Origin of the sequence: Streptomyces sp. AgN23 (genome assembly GCF_001598115.1) — a bacterium.
Classification (GTDB): domain Bacteria; phylum Actinomycetota; class Actinomycetes; order Streptomycetales; family Streptomycetaceae; genus Streptomyces; species Streptomyces antimycoticus.
Genome location: NZ_CP007153.1, coordinates 3,751,938 through 3,766,968, shown reverse-complemented (window position 1 = coordinate 3,766,968; position 15,031 = coordinate 3,751,938). Strand labels below are relative to the sequence as shown.

9 protein-coding genes are annotated in these 15,031 nt (G+C 71.2%); 5 read left to right on the top strand and 4 right to left on the bottom strand.

Annotation, left to right across the window (positions count from 1 at the left end; translation table 11 throughout):
- The first annotated feature begins 27 nt into the window (after nt 1-27).
- From AS97_RS16610 to ppdK, 5 genes are all read left to right on the top strand, one after another.
- Nucleotides 28-1,320: a hypothetical protein gene (locus tag AS97_RS16610; RefSeq protein ID WP_247204393.1), complete on the top strand. Its 1,293-nt coding sequence runs from the start codon at nt 28-30 to the stop codon at nt 1,318-1,320.
- Nucleotides 1,317-3,545 (top strand): caspase family protein, encoded by a 2,229-nt coding sequence (locus tag AS97_RS16605; RefSeq protein WP_125758624.1) that lies wholly within the window; start codon nt 1,317-1,319, stop codon nt 3,543-3,545. The genes AS97_RS16610 and AS97_RS16605 overlap by 4 nt, the downstream gene beginning before the upstream one ends.
- Nucleotides 3,546-3,560: 15 nt before the next feature.
- A complete protein-coding gene (locus tag AS97_RS16600) occupies nt 3,561-4,520 on the top strand; it encodes a MoxR family ATPase (RefSeq protein WP_210565205.1) in 960 nt (319 codons plus the stop codon).
- Nucleotides 4,520-8,017, top strand: a complete 3,498-nt coding sequence (locus AS97_RS48580) for a tetratricopeptide repeat protein (protein WP_059146322.1) — start codon at nt 4,520-4,522, stop codon at nt 8,015-8,017. The genes AS97_RS16600 and AS97_RS48580 overlap by 1 nt, the downstream gene beginning before the upstream one ends.
- Nucleotides 8,018-8,653: 636 nt before the next feature.
- The gene (ppdK, locus tag AS97_RS16590) at nt 8,654-11,380 is read left to right on the top strand and encodes a pyruvate, phosphate dikinase (protein ID WP_059146321.1); all 2,727 of its coding nucleotides are present in this window, start codon (nt 8,654-8,656) and stop codon (nt 11,378-11,380) included.
- Nucleotides 11,381-11,514: 134 nt separating this feature from the next.
- Here ppdK and AS97_RS16585 read toward each other — a convergent pair whose 3' ends face one another.
- The 4 genes from AS97_RS16585 to AS97_RS16570 form a co-directional block, all read right to left on the bottom strand.
- Complete coding sequence (locus tag AS97_RS16585) at nt 11,515-11,694, bottom strand: hypothetical protein (RefSeq protein WP_086707409.1); 180 nt, start codon at nt 11,692-11,694, stop codon at nt 11,515-11,517.
- Complete coding sequence (locus AS97_RS16580) at nt 11,691-12,290, bottom strand: hypothetical protein (protein ID WP_086707407.1); 600 nt, start codon at nt 12,288-12,290, stop codon at nt 11,691-11,693. The genes AS97_RS16585 and AS97_RS16580 overlap by 4 nt, the downstream gene beginning before the upstream one ends.
- 101 nt (nt 12,291-12,391) lie before the next feature.
- Nucleotides 12,392-13,597, bottom strand: a complete 1,206-nt coding sequence (locus tag AS97_RS16575; protein ID WP_210565204.1) for a helix-turn-helix transcriptional regulator — start codon at nt 13,595-13,597, stop codon at nt 12,392-12,394.
- A 132-nt stretch (nt 13,598-13,729) separates the two neighbouring features.
- Complete coding sequence (locus tag AS97_RS16570; RefSeq protein WP_210565203.1) at nt 13,730-14,926, bottom strand: helix-turn-helix transcriptional regulator; 1,197 nt, start codon at nt 14,924-14,926, stop codon at nt 13,730-13,732.
- Between the last annotated feature and the right edge of the window lie 105 nt (nt 14,927-15,031).

The window sequence follows — 15,031 nt, the reverse complement described above, 5'->3', positions numbered from 1 at the left end:
CACACGGGGGCATCACGGGATAAAGTGATGGGCTCGTGGTCGCGGTGGGATCTGGACGATCTGGGGGGATCGGTGACAAGCGTCGTCTTCGTCCACGGCACGGGGGTCCGGGCCAAGTCGTACGAGAAGAGCTTCGCGCGGGTCGTGAGCGGCCTGGGGCGGGTGAGAGCCGATATCCGGGTGGTCCGCTGCCTCTGGGGCGAGCGGCATGGAGCGTCGCTGGGGCTCGACGGGGTGTCGATCCCGGTGCGGGCCAAGGGCCGCGGCGTCGGCGGCGATGAGCTGCTGGACGAGGACGATCCGCTGGCCGTATGGGCGCTGCTGGAGGTGGATCCGCTCGCCGAGCTGCGGGAGTTCGCGGCGGCGGCGAAGGCGCGGCGCGGCCAGGGCGTACGGGCCGGTTTCGCCCCCGGCCGTCAGGACCCCTGGCAGGTCGTCGCCGGTACGGCGCGCGGGCTGAGCCTGGAGGCGGTGACCGGCGGCGGGGGAAGCCTGGACGCGTTGGTGTCCGACCTCGCACCGCACCTCGGCACGGCCGGTGGCCGCGTGGCCCAGGAGATCTCTCGCAGCCTGGGTGGCACTCCGCCCGCCGACGGCATCGAGCCCATCGCGGCCCGCGCCGTGTACGCCCTGGCCCTCCAGCGGGCCGAGGGCCCGCACGGCGACGAGGAGCCGCTCGCGGTGGACGGCGCCGACCGGGACACCGTCGTCGGCGCGCTCACCGCTCAGTTGGGTGGCGCCGGCCGGGGCGGATTCGCCGCCCGCGCCGCGAAGGGCGTCGCCGTACGGGCGCTCAACTCCTACCTCTCGCCGCTGTCTTCGCTGGCCCATACCTTCCGTGGCGGGATCACCGAGGGATCCGTCCCGGCCAGTGGTGACATCCTCCGCTACCAGGTGCGCGGAGCCGGGGTGCGCGCCGCGATCCGGGAGGCGGTGCGCGCTGAGATCGCGTCAGGGGGCGGCCCGGTGGTGCTGCTCGCGCACAGCCTCGGCGGTATCGCCTGTGTCGATCTGCTCGCCGAGCCCGATCCGCCCGCCGGGGTGGACCTGCTGGTGACGGTCGGCTCGCAGGCGCCGTTCCTCTACGAGCTGGACGCGCTCACCGCGTTGCGCCGCGGCGAACCGCTGCCCGGCGCCTTCCCACGCTGGATCAATGTCTACGACGAGCAGGATCTGCTCGGTTTCGTCGGGGAGAAGGTCTTCCCCGACCGGGTCACCGATCTGCGCGTCAACACCCGCCAGCCCTTCCCGCGCGCCCACACCTCGTACTTCGCCCACCAGCGGCTGTACGAACTGCTGGCCCCGGAGCTGCCGAAGTGACAGCGGTGGAGCACGACTGGCGCCGCACCCATGCCGTGATCGTGGCGGTCGAGCGGTACAACGGCAGCGACGACCTGAACCTCGACGGCCCGGTGCACGACGCCCTCGGCATGCGCACGTGGCTGACCGGGCGCGGCGTACCGCCGGAGAACATCCAGTTACTGGCCTCGCCCATGGAACGCAACAGGGCGGCCCTGGAGGCGGCGCACCCCGGCTACCGCCCGGCGGAGCGCGCCGATGTGCGCAAGGTCTTCCGGGACGGGCTGCGCGAGATCGACGGCGACTGGCTGTGGATCTACTGGGCCGGGCACGGGGTGCAGGCACCGGGCGGCCGGTGGAGCCTGCTGTACCCGGAGACCTCCGACACCGACCTCCAGGGGCTGGACGCCGACAGCCTGATGGACCTGGTCCGCACCGACCATGTGCACTGGGACGGAGCGGACCGGGTCACCGTGGTCATCGACGCCTGCCGGCGGGCCCTTCCCCTCGACATCCACGAGCTGGCCGACACCCCGCAGCCGCTCACCAACGTGACCCAGACCAGATCCGATCGGCCGGTCTTCTGGATGCGGGCCTGCCAGGCCGGGGCCGTCGCCATGGAGCAGGACGGCGCCGGGCGCTTCACCTCCGTCCTGCTGCGACAGCTCGAAGCGGCGGGCGCGGACGGGGCGGGGCTGGATCTGGACCAGGTCTGGAAGGGCGTACAGGACGAGTTCGCCCAGGTGCGCGAGGGCGGGAGCAGCCGGCAGTACCCGACGATGCACGTCATCAACTGGGAGCAGGAGGAGCGGACGATCCGGCTCGGCCCGTCCGCCCCGCCCCTCGATCCGGAGAAGCGGCGGTTCCGGGAGACGCTGGTCCTGGAGGCGTCCGGGCTGCTCGGGGCGGATCCGGCGGGATCGGCGGCGCGCGTCGCCGCCCGGCTGTCCGAGCACTTCACCACCGCCCCGCCCGCCACGAGGCCGCCCTCGGCCGAGGAGCTGGTCGACTGGGCGCTGGAGAACCCGCATGGCACCATCACCCTCCTCGCCGAGCTGAGCGCCCACGCCCCGGTCCGCACGGAGATCCGCAAGGCGTGCCATGTCCTGCAGGGCCAGTGGCTGACCCGCGCCGAGTACGTGGAGTTGGTCGCGCTGCTGGGGCGGCTGGACGAGCGGGGCCGGTACGACGTCGCCGAGGAGGCCCGCGTGCTGTTCGGCCTCGTCGACCTGTCGTTCCACGATCCGGCCCTGCTCACCGACGCGCTGGAGGAGCTGCTGCCCAAACCGGATCAGCTTCCCCAACTGCTCAGGGTGGTGGAGCGCTTCGCGGCCGTGGATGACGGGGCGGTCGCGGCCGATCTGCGCGCCTGGTCGCTGCGGTGCGCCGAACGGCTGGGGCTGGAGGGCCAGTTGAAGGAGCGGCGCGGCGAGGCGAAGGAGTACGCCGAGAGCGTCAAGGCCGCCGGTCTCGCCCAGGAGCGGGGGGCACCTCCCGGCGGTAGCTGGGGGAGCATCCAGATCCGGCTTCATCCCTCCAGCGACCCCGGACAGCGGCGTGCGTACGAGGTGTGGACGCGGCGCGGCGAGGACGTCAGCTCCCTGGCCAAGGTGGACACCCCGGCCTCCCTGGAGGAGATACGGAACGGTCTGGAAGCCGTGCTGAGCGCCCAGCCCTACTCCCCGGACACCCTGGTGGAGTTCTTCGTTCCCTCCACCGATCTCGATCTGGCCGTGCACCGCTGGCAGTTCGCCCAGCCCGTCGAGCGGCATCTGGGCACGGACTACCCGGTCGTGATGCGCTGCACCGAGTTCCGCGAACCCCAGCGCCACGACCTGTGGAAGCGCCGCTGGAAGCAGGTCGGCGCCGCCGGGACCAAGAGTCTGCGCTGGCTGCCGGGTCACCTGGACTGTGGTGAGGTGTACCGCGTCGTCCAGCAGTCCGTGGACACTCCGGGCGCGATGACGACCACCTCCCGGCGAGCCCGGCAGGACGTTTTCAACGCCTGTCTGTTCGGCGGTGTGCCCGTCCTCATATGGCATGGCGAGGCGGAGCCGTCCATCGCGGAGGACGAGGTGCGCAAGCTGCTCGGCGAGGAGAGACCACTGCGGTCCCTTCCCCAGCGGCTGCGTGAACTCCGGTCGGACAGTGACCCCTACAAGAGCCACCACGGCCGTCATATGGCGCTGCTGTGGGACGATCCGCACCGCCCGCTCCCCGACCAACTCGACCTGTCCGCACCCTGAGGAGAGACGAAGAAGATGGCACAGGACTGGAGGCTCTTCCAGGGTGGCGACACCGAGCCGCATGCGGTGGAGACCTGGCCCGCCGCCCCGCCGTGGCGGCGTTTCGGCGAGGATGCGCGGCGCCGGGACGAGGAGCGGCCGCTGCCGTATCTGATCTCCGACGAGGACCGCGACGTCGTCAATATGGCGCTGCATCTGCACCGCCCGCTGCTGGTCACCGGCCGCCCCGGCACCGGCAAGTCGACCCTGGCCCACGCCATCGCCCGCGAGCTGAAGCTGGGCGAGGTGTTGCACTGGCCGGTCAACAGCCGCTCCACGCTCACCGAGGGCCTCTACTCGTACGACGCGGTGGGCCGGCTGCGCGAAGCCTCCCTCAAGCGGCGCGCCGACGAGACCGCCGAATCCGAACCGGATATCGGCGACTATCTGCGGCTCGGCCCACTCGGCACCGCGCTGCTCCCGGTGGACAAGCCACGGGTTCTGCTCGTGGACGAGCTAGACAAAGGCGATGTCGACCTGCCCAATGACCTCCTTACGGTCTTCGAGGAGGGCGAGTTCGAGATTCCGGAGCTGGCCCGCCTGGGGGAGGACAAGGCGATCCAGGTGCAGACCTCCGGGTCCCGGAAGAAGGTCGGGATCCCCGGCGGCTGGGTCAGCTGCCGCGTCTTCCCCGTCGTCGTCATCACCAGCAACGGCGAGCGGGAGTTCCCCCCGGCGTTTCTGCGCCGCTGCGTCCGGCTCGACCTCAAGCAGCCCGATGAGCGGCAGCTCCAGCAGATCGTCACCATGCATCTGGGCGAGGAGATCGGCGCACGGGCGCAAGAGCTGATCGCCGACTTCGTGTCCCGGCGCAACGAGCGGGAGCTGGCCACCGATCAACTCCTCAACGCGGTCCGGCTGCGGTCCTCCGGGGTGCGGGTCGACCAGGACGTTCTCGACAAGCTGTTCCGTTCGCTGAACGAAGTCGACGCGTAATGATCGAGCGGCTGTGCGCCCTGCTGGAGGACGCGGGCGTCGAGCTCTCCGAGGAGGAGCTGCGCGACGCCCTGTGGTTCGCCGCGACCACGTCCCCGGCCCGGAGTGGTGAGGGGGAACCCACGCCGTCCCCGGGTTCCACCGGTCCCGCCTCCGGCGCGGCCGACGGCGACGACGACGGCAAGGGCGACCAGCGGCAGCCCGCCGCGCCACCCACCGAAGGCGAACCCGAGCCCGGCCCCCTCGCCCCCGCCGGGCTCTACGCCCCCGGCGCCGTCCGCTCCGCCGCGGCCCGCCCGGCGCGTGCCATCGGCGTCCGGGGCGTCCGGGCGCTTCCCGCGGCGCGCGGGCTCTCCCGCGCGCTGCGGCCGCTGCGGCGGAGCGTGCCGTCCCGCACCTCCTTCTGCGTGGATGAGACCGCCACCGCCGAGTGGATCGCCGAAACCGGTCTGCCGGACGTGGTGCTGCGCCCCCGCCCCGAGCGCTGGCTGAGCGTCGCGCTCATCGTGGACGACGGCCCGTCGATGGTGCTGTGGCAGCAGCTCGCCGCCGAGGTGCGCGGACTGCTGGAGCGGCAGGGCGCCTTCCGCTCCGTACGGACCTATGGCCTGGACAGCGCCCAGGACGCCGCACCGGTGCTCAGGGCGCGCCCGTACGCCCCCGGCGCCCCGCGCCGCACCGCGCGCCAGCTCACCGACACCTCCGGCCGCACCGTGATGCTGGTCCTCTCGGACGGGGTGGGCCCGGGGTGGCGCGGCGGCGCGATTCCTCGGCTGCTGCGTCGCTGGGCCCGCCACTCGCCGGTGGCGGTCCTCCAGCCGCTGCCCGCGCGGATGTGGCCGGAGCGCGGAATGCCCACCCAGCGGCTGTTGGTCGACGCCGGCGGCCGCGAGGGCAGCCCGGGCCGCGCGCTGTCCGTGCGCCACCCGGTGCTGCCGCGCGGCCTGGTGTCGTACGACGGCAAGACACCCGTGCCCGTGCTGGAGCTGGCCGAGGGCGAGCTGGGCGCCTGGGCGGCGCTCACCGGTACGGGCGGCAGCGGCGCGCCGCTGCCGGTCATGCTGCTCGACGGCGCGGAGAAGCCCGTGGCCGCGCGGGCCACGGCCCATGTCCCCGAGCCGACGGCCGAGGAGCGGCTGCGCCGCTTCCGGGGCGCCGCCTCGCCCGAGGCCCAGCGCCTGGCCGGGGCGCTGGCCACCGTCCATCCGCTGACGCTGCCGGTGATGCGGCTGATCCACCAGGCGGGCGCGGGGCGTGGGGAGCGGTTCCACCCGGCGCAGCTGGCCGAGGTGTTCCTGGGCGGGCTGCTGCGGAGGCGGGAGGGCGGCGCGGAGGAGTACGAGTTCCATCCGGGGGTCGCGGATCTGCTGCTGGACGCGGTCCGGACGTCGGACGCGCTGGAGACGGCGGCGCAGGTCACCGAGTTCCTGCTGCACCGCCAGGGCAGCGGCCCCGACTTCCGTGCCCGGCTCTCGGGCGACCACGGGGACTCCCGCGTCGCCGAGGAGGCCCGCCCGTTCGCGGCGGCGTCCCCGGAGCTGCTGTCGCGGCTGGGGCTGCTGGAGGAGGGCCCGGACGATCCGGCGCCGCCGCCACAGGTGCCCGAACGGCGGCCGGTGCCCCCCGCCACCGCCTTCCCGTCCCGTTCCTACACCTCCGAGCAGGTCCAGCCGGCGGTGATGGCGGTGGTGCGGCGGATCGGGGAGGATGACGGGCTGCCGAAGTCGGTGCGCGACTACGTCGACAAAATGCTGGCCGAAGCCGACGAGCGCGACGGGGAAACCGGCTGGCGGGGGGTGCGGACCCTGCCCGACCTGGCCGAGCAGCTCATCGACGCCGGGTGGAGGGAGCACGTGGCCGAACTGCGGGAGATGGCCCGGGAGCAGATCGAGGGGCTCCGGTCCCGGGACGACCTGGAATCCCGCAACCTCCGTGGGCATCTGGCGATCACCCTGAACAAGCTCGGGGAGCACGACGAGGCGGAGCGTGAGCTGCGCGCGGTGGTCGCGATCTCGGGGAGGGTGCACGGCGCGGAGGACGACTACACGCTCTTCGCCCGCGGCTACCTCGTCGACCTGCTGAGCGACGCCGGGCGGGCGGACGCGGCGGAGGAGGAGTGCCGCACGCTGATCGAGGCGTGGGAGCGGCGGGACGACGACTCCCGGTCGAATGCCCAGGACAAGCACTTCAGGCGCGGGCGTCTGCTGTTGGACCTCGGGCGGGTGGAGGAGGCCGAGGAGGAACTCCGGGTCTCGCTGGCCATGGCGCGGGAACTGCGCGGGCCCACGAACCACGAGACCGTCAACGCACGGGCCTGGCTGACCACCGCGCTGCGGCGGCAGAACCGGCTCGACGAGGCGGAGGCCGAGATGCGGGCGGCGGCCGAGGACTGCGCCGCAGAGGCGGAGTCGGAGGTGGACCCGGCCCTGATGACGGCGCTCTTCACGCTCGGCGACATCCTGAACCTCGGGCAGCGCCACGAAGAGGCGGAGTCGCTGTGGCACGACCTGGTCGACAGGACGTCGGCGGCCCTGAGCCCCACCCACTGGCGGGTGCGTCGGGCGCGCCGCAACCGCATCGACCGCCTGCGCAGCCTGCGGCGGTACGCCGAGGCGGAGTCCGAGGCCGACGTGCTGGTGGCGGAGACGTTCGCCGCCGTGGGGGAGCGGCACGACGAGTCGTTGACCGCCCTGCGGATGCGAGCGCTGGTCCTGGACGATCAGGGGCGGCACGACGAGGCGCAGGCGGCCCACCGCGACCTGCTGGAACGGCAGACCGCCGTGCTCGGGGCCGAGCATCCCAGCACCCTCACCACCCGGCACCATCTGGCGGTCAGCATGGGGATGGCCGGACGGCACGAGGAGGCGCTGGAGGCGTACACCCAGGTGCTCCAGGACCGGATCCGCATGGTGGGACCGGAGGCCCCGGCGACGCTGGTGGAGCGCTACAGCCGCGCCGGGGTGCTGTCGAGCCTGGGGCGCGTGGAGGAGGCCGAGCAGGAGTACCGCCTGACCATGGAGGGGGAGGCCCGGGTGCTGGGGCCGGACGACCCGAGTGCCCTGCTGACCCTGGTCCAACTGGCCGCTCTGCTGCGTGACCAGAAGCGCTACGAGGAGTCGGAGTCCTTGTACCGCCGGGTGGTCGAGGGGCGCACGCGGTCCATGGGGGCCGAGGCCAAAGACACTTTGGCCGCCCGGCACAGCCTGGGCAATGTGCTCAACAAGATGGGCCGGTTCGCCGAGGCCGAGACGGAGATCCGGGAAACGCTCATGGCCCGGCAGCGCGTCCTGGGACCGGAGCGTGCCAACACCCTCTGGACCCGGCACAACCTCGGCACCACGCTCAAGGGCCTCGGCCGCCTCGACGAGGCCGAGGCCGAGTGGCGGGCCGTGCTGGAGATCGCCGAGCGCGTCCTGGGCGAGGAGCACAACTGCACCGTCAAGACCCGCGAGGCCCTGGCCGGGCTGCGGGGGCCCGAGGACGATCAGATGTCCTGACGGGGACGGTCAGGCGTCCTGACGGGGGATCCGCCCGCCGCCCCCTCGGGCGGCGCGCGGGGGCTTCCCGTTCCCGCCGGGCGTGCCGTGGCGAAATATGGCGCGATCCGATCGCCCTGCCGGTCTTCGGTACGCGTCCGGCACCGCTCGCCAGTTCGGTTGGCGAGGGCCGTGCGCTGACGGGGGGCTCGGCAGCCCCTCCCGGCGTGTCGCTCATTTGAGCGGCACCCCTCTCGTTGTATCCAAAAGGCGAGACAATGGGCCCTGACAAGGCGTGATTCTCGCCACTCTGATCGGGGTGTCGCTCATATGAGCGGTGATCGGGGGGTGATCCGGCGGTCCCCCGCTGTGCTCACCTCTCCAATGCGTGGCACTCAGTGCCACCCACTTGATGTTCGACATCTCGAACCAACGGTTACGTATAGTGAAATTCCAAGCGTCCGCCACGGGCGGAGGGTGGGTGTGTGTTCGAGGCTTGAAGGCACTTCAAGCGAGCCTCGATCGGGCGCCGCACTTTCGAACACGTGGCAGGCGGGTGGTTACGGCCGTATGACGGTGGAGTGGACCTGCTCAGGGGCCTTTGATCTGGGTACGCTCCCCGCCGTCAGGGCAGCCGAGCCGAGGAGATCGAGTCCCGTGCCGGAAACACAAGATCAGCAGAAGTTCGTTTACGACTTCACCGAGGGCAACAAGGATCTCAAAGACCTGCTCGGCGGTAAGGGAGCCAATCTCGCCGAGATGACCAATCTCGGTCTCCCCGTGCCACCGGGCTTCACCATCACCACCGAGGCATGCAAGGTCTACCTCGACAGCGGTGAGGAACCCGCGGCCCTGCGCGACGAGGTGAGTGCGCACCTCGACGCCCTCGAAGCGAAGATGGGCAAGAAACTCGGCCAGGCGGACGACCCCCTCCTCGTATCCGTACGCTCCGGTGCCAAGTTCTCGATGCCCGGCATGATGGACACCGTCCTCAACATCGGCCTCTCGGACCAGTCCGTGGCCGGGCTCGCCGCGCAGGCGGGTGACGACCGGTTCGCCTGGGACTCCTACCGGCGCCTCATCCAGATGTTCGGCAAGACCGTGCTCGGCGTGGACGGCGACCTCTTCGAGGAGGCCATCGAGAACGCCAAGCAGGCCAAGGGCGTCACCGTGGACGTGGACCTCGACGCCGCCGACCTCAAGAAGCTGGTCGGCGAGTTCAAGAACATCGTCGCCAAGGAGACCGGCCGGGGCTTCCCGCAGGAACCGCGCGAGCAGATGGACCTCGCCGTACGGGCGGTGTTCGACTCCTGGAACGGCGACCGCGCCAAGCTCTACCGCCGCCAGGAGCGCATCCCCCACGACCTCGGCACCGCGGTCAACATCTGCTCCATGGTCTTCGGCAACCTCGGCCCCGACTCGGGCACCGGCGTCGCCTTCACCCGCGACCCGGCCAGCGGCCACCAGGGCGTCTACGGCGACTACCTGCAGAACGCCCAGGGCGAGGACGTGGTCGCGGGCATCCGCAACACGGTCCCGCTGGCCGACCTCGAGCGGATCGACCAGCAGTCCTACGACCAGCTCATGCAGATCATGGAAACCCTCGAGACGCACTACAAGGACCTGTGCGACATCGAGTTCACCATCGAGCGCGGCAAGCTGTGGATGCTGCAGACCCGGGTCGGCAAGCGCACCGCCGGGGCCGCCTTCCGCATCGCCACCCAGCTCGTCGACCAGGGGCTCATCGACGAGGCCGAGGCGCTGCGCCGGGTCACCGGGGCGCAGCTCGCCCAGCTGATGTTCCCGCGCTTCGACGACGAGGTGGCCTCCGGCGACACCGTCCAGAAGATCGGGCGGGGCATCGCCGCGTCCCCGGGCGCCGCGGTCGGCAAGGCCGTCTTCGACTCGTACACCGCCGTCAAGTGGTCGCGCTCGGGCGAGAAGGTCATCCTGATCCGCCGGGAGACCAACCCCGACGACCTCGACGGCATGATCGCCGCGGAGGGCATTCTGACCTCGCGCGGCGGCAAGACCTCACACGCCGCCGTCGTCGCCCGCGGCATGGGCAAGACCTGTGTGTGCGGCGCCGAGGAGCTCGAAGTCGACACCAAGCGGCGCCGGATGACGGTCCCCGGCCGGGACGGCAAGGACGGCATCGTCATCGAGGAGGGCGACGTCGTCTCGATCGACGGTTCCTCCGGCAAGGTCTACCTCGGCGAGGTCCCGGTGGTGCCCTCGCCGGTCGTGGAGTACTTCGAGGGCCGCATGCACGCGGGCGCCGACGACGCCGACGAGCTGGTCGGCGCGGTGCACCGGATCATGGCGTACGCGGACCGGGTGCGCCGGCTGCGCGTACGGGCCAACGCGGACAACGCCGAGGACGCCGCCCGCGCCCGGCGGTTCGGCGCCCAGGGCATCGGACTGTGCCGCACCGAACACATGTTCCTCGGCGAGCGGCGCGAGATGGTCGAGCGGCTGATCCTCGCCCACACCGACGAGGAGCGGGACACGGCGCTCGCCGGGCTGCTGCCCCTGCAGCGGGACGACTTCGTCGAGCTCTTCGAGGCGATGGACGGGCTGCCCGTCACCGTCCGGCTGCTCGACCCGCCGCTGCACGAGTTCCTGCCGGACATCACCGAGCTGTCGGTGCGCGTCGCGCTCGCCGAGTCCCGCAAGGACCACAACGAGAACGACCTGCGGCTCCTGCAGGCCGTGCACCGGCTCCATGAGCAGAACCCGATGCTGGGCCTGCGCGGCGTACGGCTCGGCCTGGTCATCCCCGGCCTGTTCGCCATGCAGGTACGGGCCATCGCCGAGGCCGCCGCCGAGCGCTGCAACGCCAAGGCCGACCCGCGGGCCGAGATCATGATTCCGCTGGTCGGCACGGTCCAGGAGCTGGAGATCGTCCGCGAGGAGGCCGAGCGGGTCATCGCGGAGGTCGAGCAGGCCCGGGGCGTCGACCTCAAGCTCACCCTCGGCACCATGATCGAGCTGCCGCGCGCCGCGCTGACCGCCGCCCAGATCGCCGAGTCCGCCGACTTCTTCTCCTTCGGCACCAACGATCTGACCCAGACCGTCTGGGGCTTCTCCCGCGACGACGTCGAGGCCAGCTTCTTCACCGCCTACCTGGAGAAGGGCATCTTCGGCGTCAGCCCGTTCGAGACCATCGACAAGGACGGCGTCGGCGCCCTCGTCCGCGACGCCGCCCAAGCCGGCCGCGCCACCCGCCCCGACCTCAAGCTGGGCATCTGCGGTGAGCACGGCGGCGACCCGGAGTCCGTCCACTTCTTCCACGAGGTGGGCCTGGACTACGTCTCCTGCTCCCCGTTCCGCATCCCCGTGGCCCGCCTGGAGGCCGGCCGAGCGGCGGCGAACGGCCGGTAGGCCATCAGCGGACAAGGCCACCGGAGCCGGCGCCGGGAAACACCCACCCTCACCCCCGGCAGCGGCTCCGGATCTCGGAGGGGGCGGCACCTTGTGCGGAGGTGCCGCCCCCTCATTCGTCTGTCAGCGGTGCCTTACATGACTTCCTCCGACCGGGCCTGCCGTGCGGCCTCCTCGTAGGCGTGCAGCAGCCGCTCGCCGGTCGCGCATCCGGTGCCGGGGGTCCGGCAGGCCGGGCAGCCCGCGGCGTGCTCGATGGCGGCGCGCCATGCCTCATCGGCGAACGGGTCCTTGGGCTCTTCGGAGGTCGTCATCGCGTCCTGCCCTGGTCGAGGGCGCGGCGCATGGCGGCGGCTTGGGCCACCGTGTCGTGCGGATGGTGCCGGGCGTGGGTGGGGCAGGCGTAGGTGGTCGCGGCGGCGACGCTGCCGGTGTGTTCGATGGCGATGGGGACCGGTTCGTCGGTGGGGAGTTGGCAGCGGTGGCAGAGCTGGCGGCCGTCCGGGGCCGGGCCGAGGACCTCGTTGACGGCCTGACGCAGGGCGCGGGCCAGGTGATCGGTGCCGGTCAGATACCGATTCGGGCCCAGGGGGATCCGCCAGTGCGTCCGGTGCTCGGGCCCCCAGGAGACGGGTGGTACGCCGAGGAGGGTGGCTTCGTCGGCGAGTGCGGTGAGGACGCGGATCTGGCGGATGCACCAGCTGCGGGCGGTGTCGATGCCGATCAGCCAGTAGGTCTTGCCGTAGGTGTCGTCCTGGATCACGGCGCCCGAGTTCCGCCCGAGCAGCTCCAGTGCGCGGTCCGCGACGGCGGTGGGCGCGGAGACGGCGTCCCACCATCTGCCCACCGGTAACGGCTCGATGTCCTCGGTGTTCGGCGGTGTCCACGGCAGGATTCTGCTCGTCGTCATGGTCGGCTCCGTGCACGGTCTGTGTTCTGACCGTCACATCGTGCCGACCGGCAAAGCCCTCAGTGTTCCCAGATACGGAACAATGGGGCGCCTTGGCGCTGCTACATGCCCACCCATGCGGCCAACGACGACAGAGACTCAGGCGACCGCCGCTGACGGCGCACCAGGACGCCGATCGTCTCTCGCACCAGCGGGTGATACCGGGCCTGCTGCGGCGCTACCTTCCGCGCCCGTACCAGGAACCGCTCGGCAGGTTCCGTCTTGCCCATCTGCGCGTAGGCGCGGGCCATCTCGATGTAGTACCGGCCGACGCGCATGCGAGGGTGCGTCTCCGGGAAGTGCAGCTTCTTGGACAGCTTCACCGCTTCGCCGAGCTCGCCGAGTTCCACGCTCGTCGCGACGTCGAAGTGCTGCACATTCGTCAGGCCGAACGACGACCAGTAGACGTCCGGCACATCCCGGCCGATCTTCTTGGCCATCTCGCGCGCCAGACCCATGTACCCGGTGACGGCGTCAGCGTCCTTGGCTTGGGCGGCCGCGATGGCCGATGCGAGATGCAGGCTGCCGGTCACCGCGAGCGCCTCAACGGACTCGGGCTGCTCGACCTGGCCGATGAGCCGATGGCCGCGCGTGACGACCTGTAACGACATCTGGTTGTTCCCGCGTCGGAGCAGCATGCTCGACCGCTTGTTCAGGCGGATGGCGAGCAGTAGCGGATCCTGTGCCTGCTCGGCCATCCACCCCATGCGCTCCAATGCGATGGTGGCAAGATCGTGGTAGCCGACCCGGTAGGCGAACTCGTATGCCACCCAGTAGCACCAGCTCAGCGACGAGGCCGCGCGCCGGTAGTTCTCGCCTGGGGACAACAGGCTGGCCATGGTGGTGAGTTCGCCGAGCAGGCCGGGCAGCTTCGATCCGATGTCCTTGTACTCGGTGGCGGAGGCCCCGGCGCACAGCGCCCGCACATCGCTCTCCACCTGGTCGATGGGCCGGGGGGTGATGTGGGGGTCCGGCCCGAGGTCGTACATGTCGAGCGCCTCGGACAGTGGGGAGATCAGGCGGTCGAGATGGTCCTGCCGTAACTCGGAGGTGTACGGCTGGCCGTTGAGCTCGGCGACGTCCACCTGAAGGACGCGCGCGACGGCGGCTACGACGGAGGGCGTGGCCGGAGCCAGGCCGCGCTCGACCTTGGCGATGGTCCCGCGGGAGAGGAACGAACGTTGCGCGAGTGCGGTCTGGGTGAGTTGACGCAGTTTCCGATAGTCCGCGATGCGTGCGCCGGTGTGTTCCTCATTGCTCTGCGGCATGGTGAACTCCGTTCTGGCCTCGACACTCGGAACGGTACCCATGGGCGGCTGCGTGGGTACGGCTGATCGGCAACCATTCCGGTGGTGCCCCGGCCTACGGGGCCGGAGATCACGCCGGGTGGCAGGCGCGTGCTACAGGCCGATCCAGCCGGCGAACTCGGCAAGTTCGCTGCCGCGCGACCGCTCACGCGACCGCAGGGCGATGACCGTCTCGCGGGTCGTGGGGTGGTAGCGCGTCTGCTGCGGCGCCGTCCGGCGCGCCTTCTGCAGGCAGTCGAGTGCCTGCGCCGAATCCCCGGTCCATACGTTGGCCCTGCTCAGGTCCAGCCAGTGATGCCCTGCCCGGGACCGGTCCCAGCGCTTGGGGAACCGTACGTCGTCCGCCAGTTGGACCGCCTGGTCGTACTCCTCCAGGTCGCAGGCAATCGCGATGGCGTGGACGCCGACGTTCGTCGGCCCCCAGCCCACGCCGTAGGCCGAGGTCTCGCCGGTCCGCTCCGCCAGTTCGCGGGCTTCGGTTACGCGGGCCTCGACCTGATCGGGATCCTTCATGCGGCCAGCGATCACAGCCGCACGGAGTTGAAGGACACCAGCCATCGCGGCCAGACCCTCCGCACTCCGTGAAGCCTGACCTTCCAGGTCCCGGAGACTGCTGTCCACGATGCGCATGCCCAGGTCGTATCGGCTGGACGAGAGGGTGGTCTGGGCGCGCAGGTAGCCGTACATGGCGGCGAGGCCCGGTTCATCGGCGCGTGGTGCCGCCCAGTCCAGCCGTTGCAAGGCAACGGTGGCCAGGTCCACGTAGCCGAAGGACCAGGCCAGCGTGAAGACGCACCGGAACGCCCAGGCCAGGCACTCGTGGGCCTGCCTCCGCTCCTCGCCACTGGTGGTGTGTATGGCCTGCACGCATTCGTCGATGAGCGCTGGGAGGTCGACAGCCATGGGCAGGTACTCGGCCTGCCGCCGCTGCACCAGGACCTTCTCCATGTCGGCGCGGATGAGCGCGACCGGACGGGCCGGGACCTGCCAGTCGAGGGGGATGTCCCAGTTCTCCATGCTGACCCGGATGGGCTGTATGACCTCGTCGAGCCGCTCGCGCCGAAGCTCCTGGGTGTACGGCTGGCCGAGGAGGTCCGAGGTGGTCACGCTGAGCGCGCGTGCGCAGGCCGCGATGAGTGAGGGCGAGGCGGGTCGCTGGCCGCACTCGACCTTCGACAGCAGGGACTTCGAGACGTTGGCGCGCATGGCCAGACCTTGCTGGGTCAGGTCGCGTTCGCGGCGGGTGCGGGCGATGCATGCGCCGGTGTGTTCCTCGATGCTCTGCGGCATGTGAACTCCGTTCTGGCCTCGACACTCAGAACGGTACCCGCGACCCGCTCCGCCGGTACGGCTGATCAGCCCCCATTTCGGTGAGGGTCTCCGCGCCTCCTTGAC

What these genes read in the sequence shown, in the direction of transcription:
- AS97_RS16610 (WP_247204393.1), top strand. Translation starts at nt 28, where the DNA reads ATGGGCTCGTGGTCGCGGTGGGATCTGGACGATCTGGGGGGATCGGTG.
- AS97_RS16600 (WP_210565205.1), top strand. Translation starts at nt 3,561, where the DNA reads ATGGCACAGGACTGGAGGCTCTTCCAGGGTGGCGACACCGAGCCGCAT.
- AS97_RS48580 (WP_059146322.1), top strand. Translation starts at nt 4,520, where the DNA reads ATGATCGAGCGGCTGTGCGCCCTGCTGGAGGACGCGGGCGTCGAGCTC.
- AS97_RS16585 (WP_086707409.1), bottom strand. Translation starts at nt 11,694, where the DNA reads ATGACGACCTCCGAAGAGCCCAAGGACCCGTTCGCCGATGAGGCATGG.
- AS97_RS16580 (WP_086707407.1), bottom strand. Translation starts at nt 12,290, where the DNA reads ATGACGACGAGCAGAATCCTGCCGTGGACACCGCCGAACACCGAGGAC.
- AS97_RS16575 (WP_210565204.1), bottom strand. Translation starts at nt 13,597, where the DNA reads ATGCCGCAGAGCAATGAGGAACACACCGGCGCACGCATCGCGGACTAT.
- AS97_RS16570 (WP_210565203.1), bottom strand. Translation starts at nt 14,926, where the DNA reads ATGCCGCAGAGCATCGAGGAACACACCGGCGCATGCATCGCCCGCACC.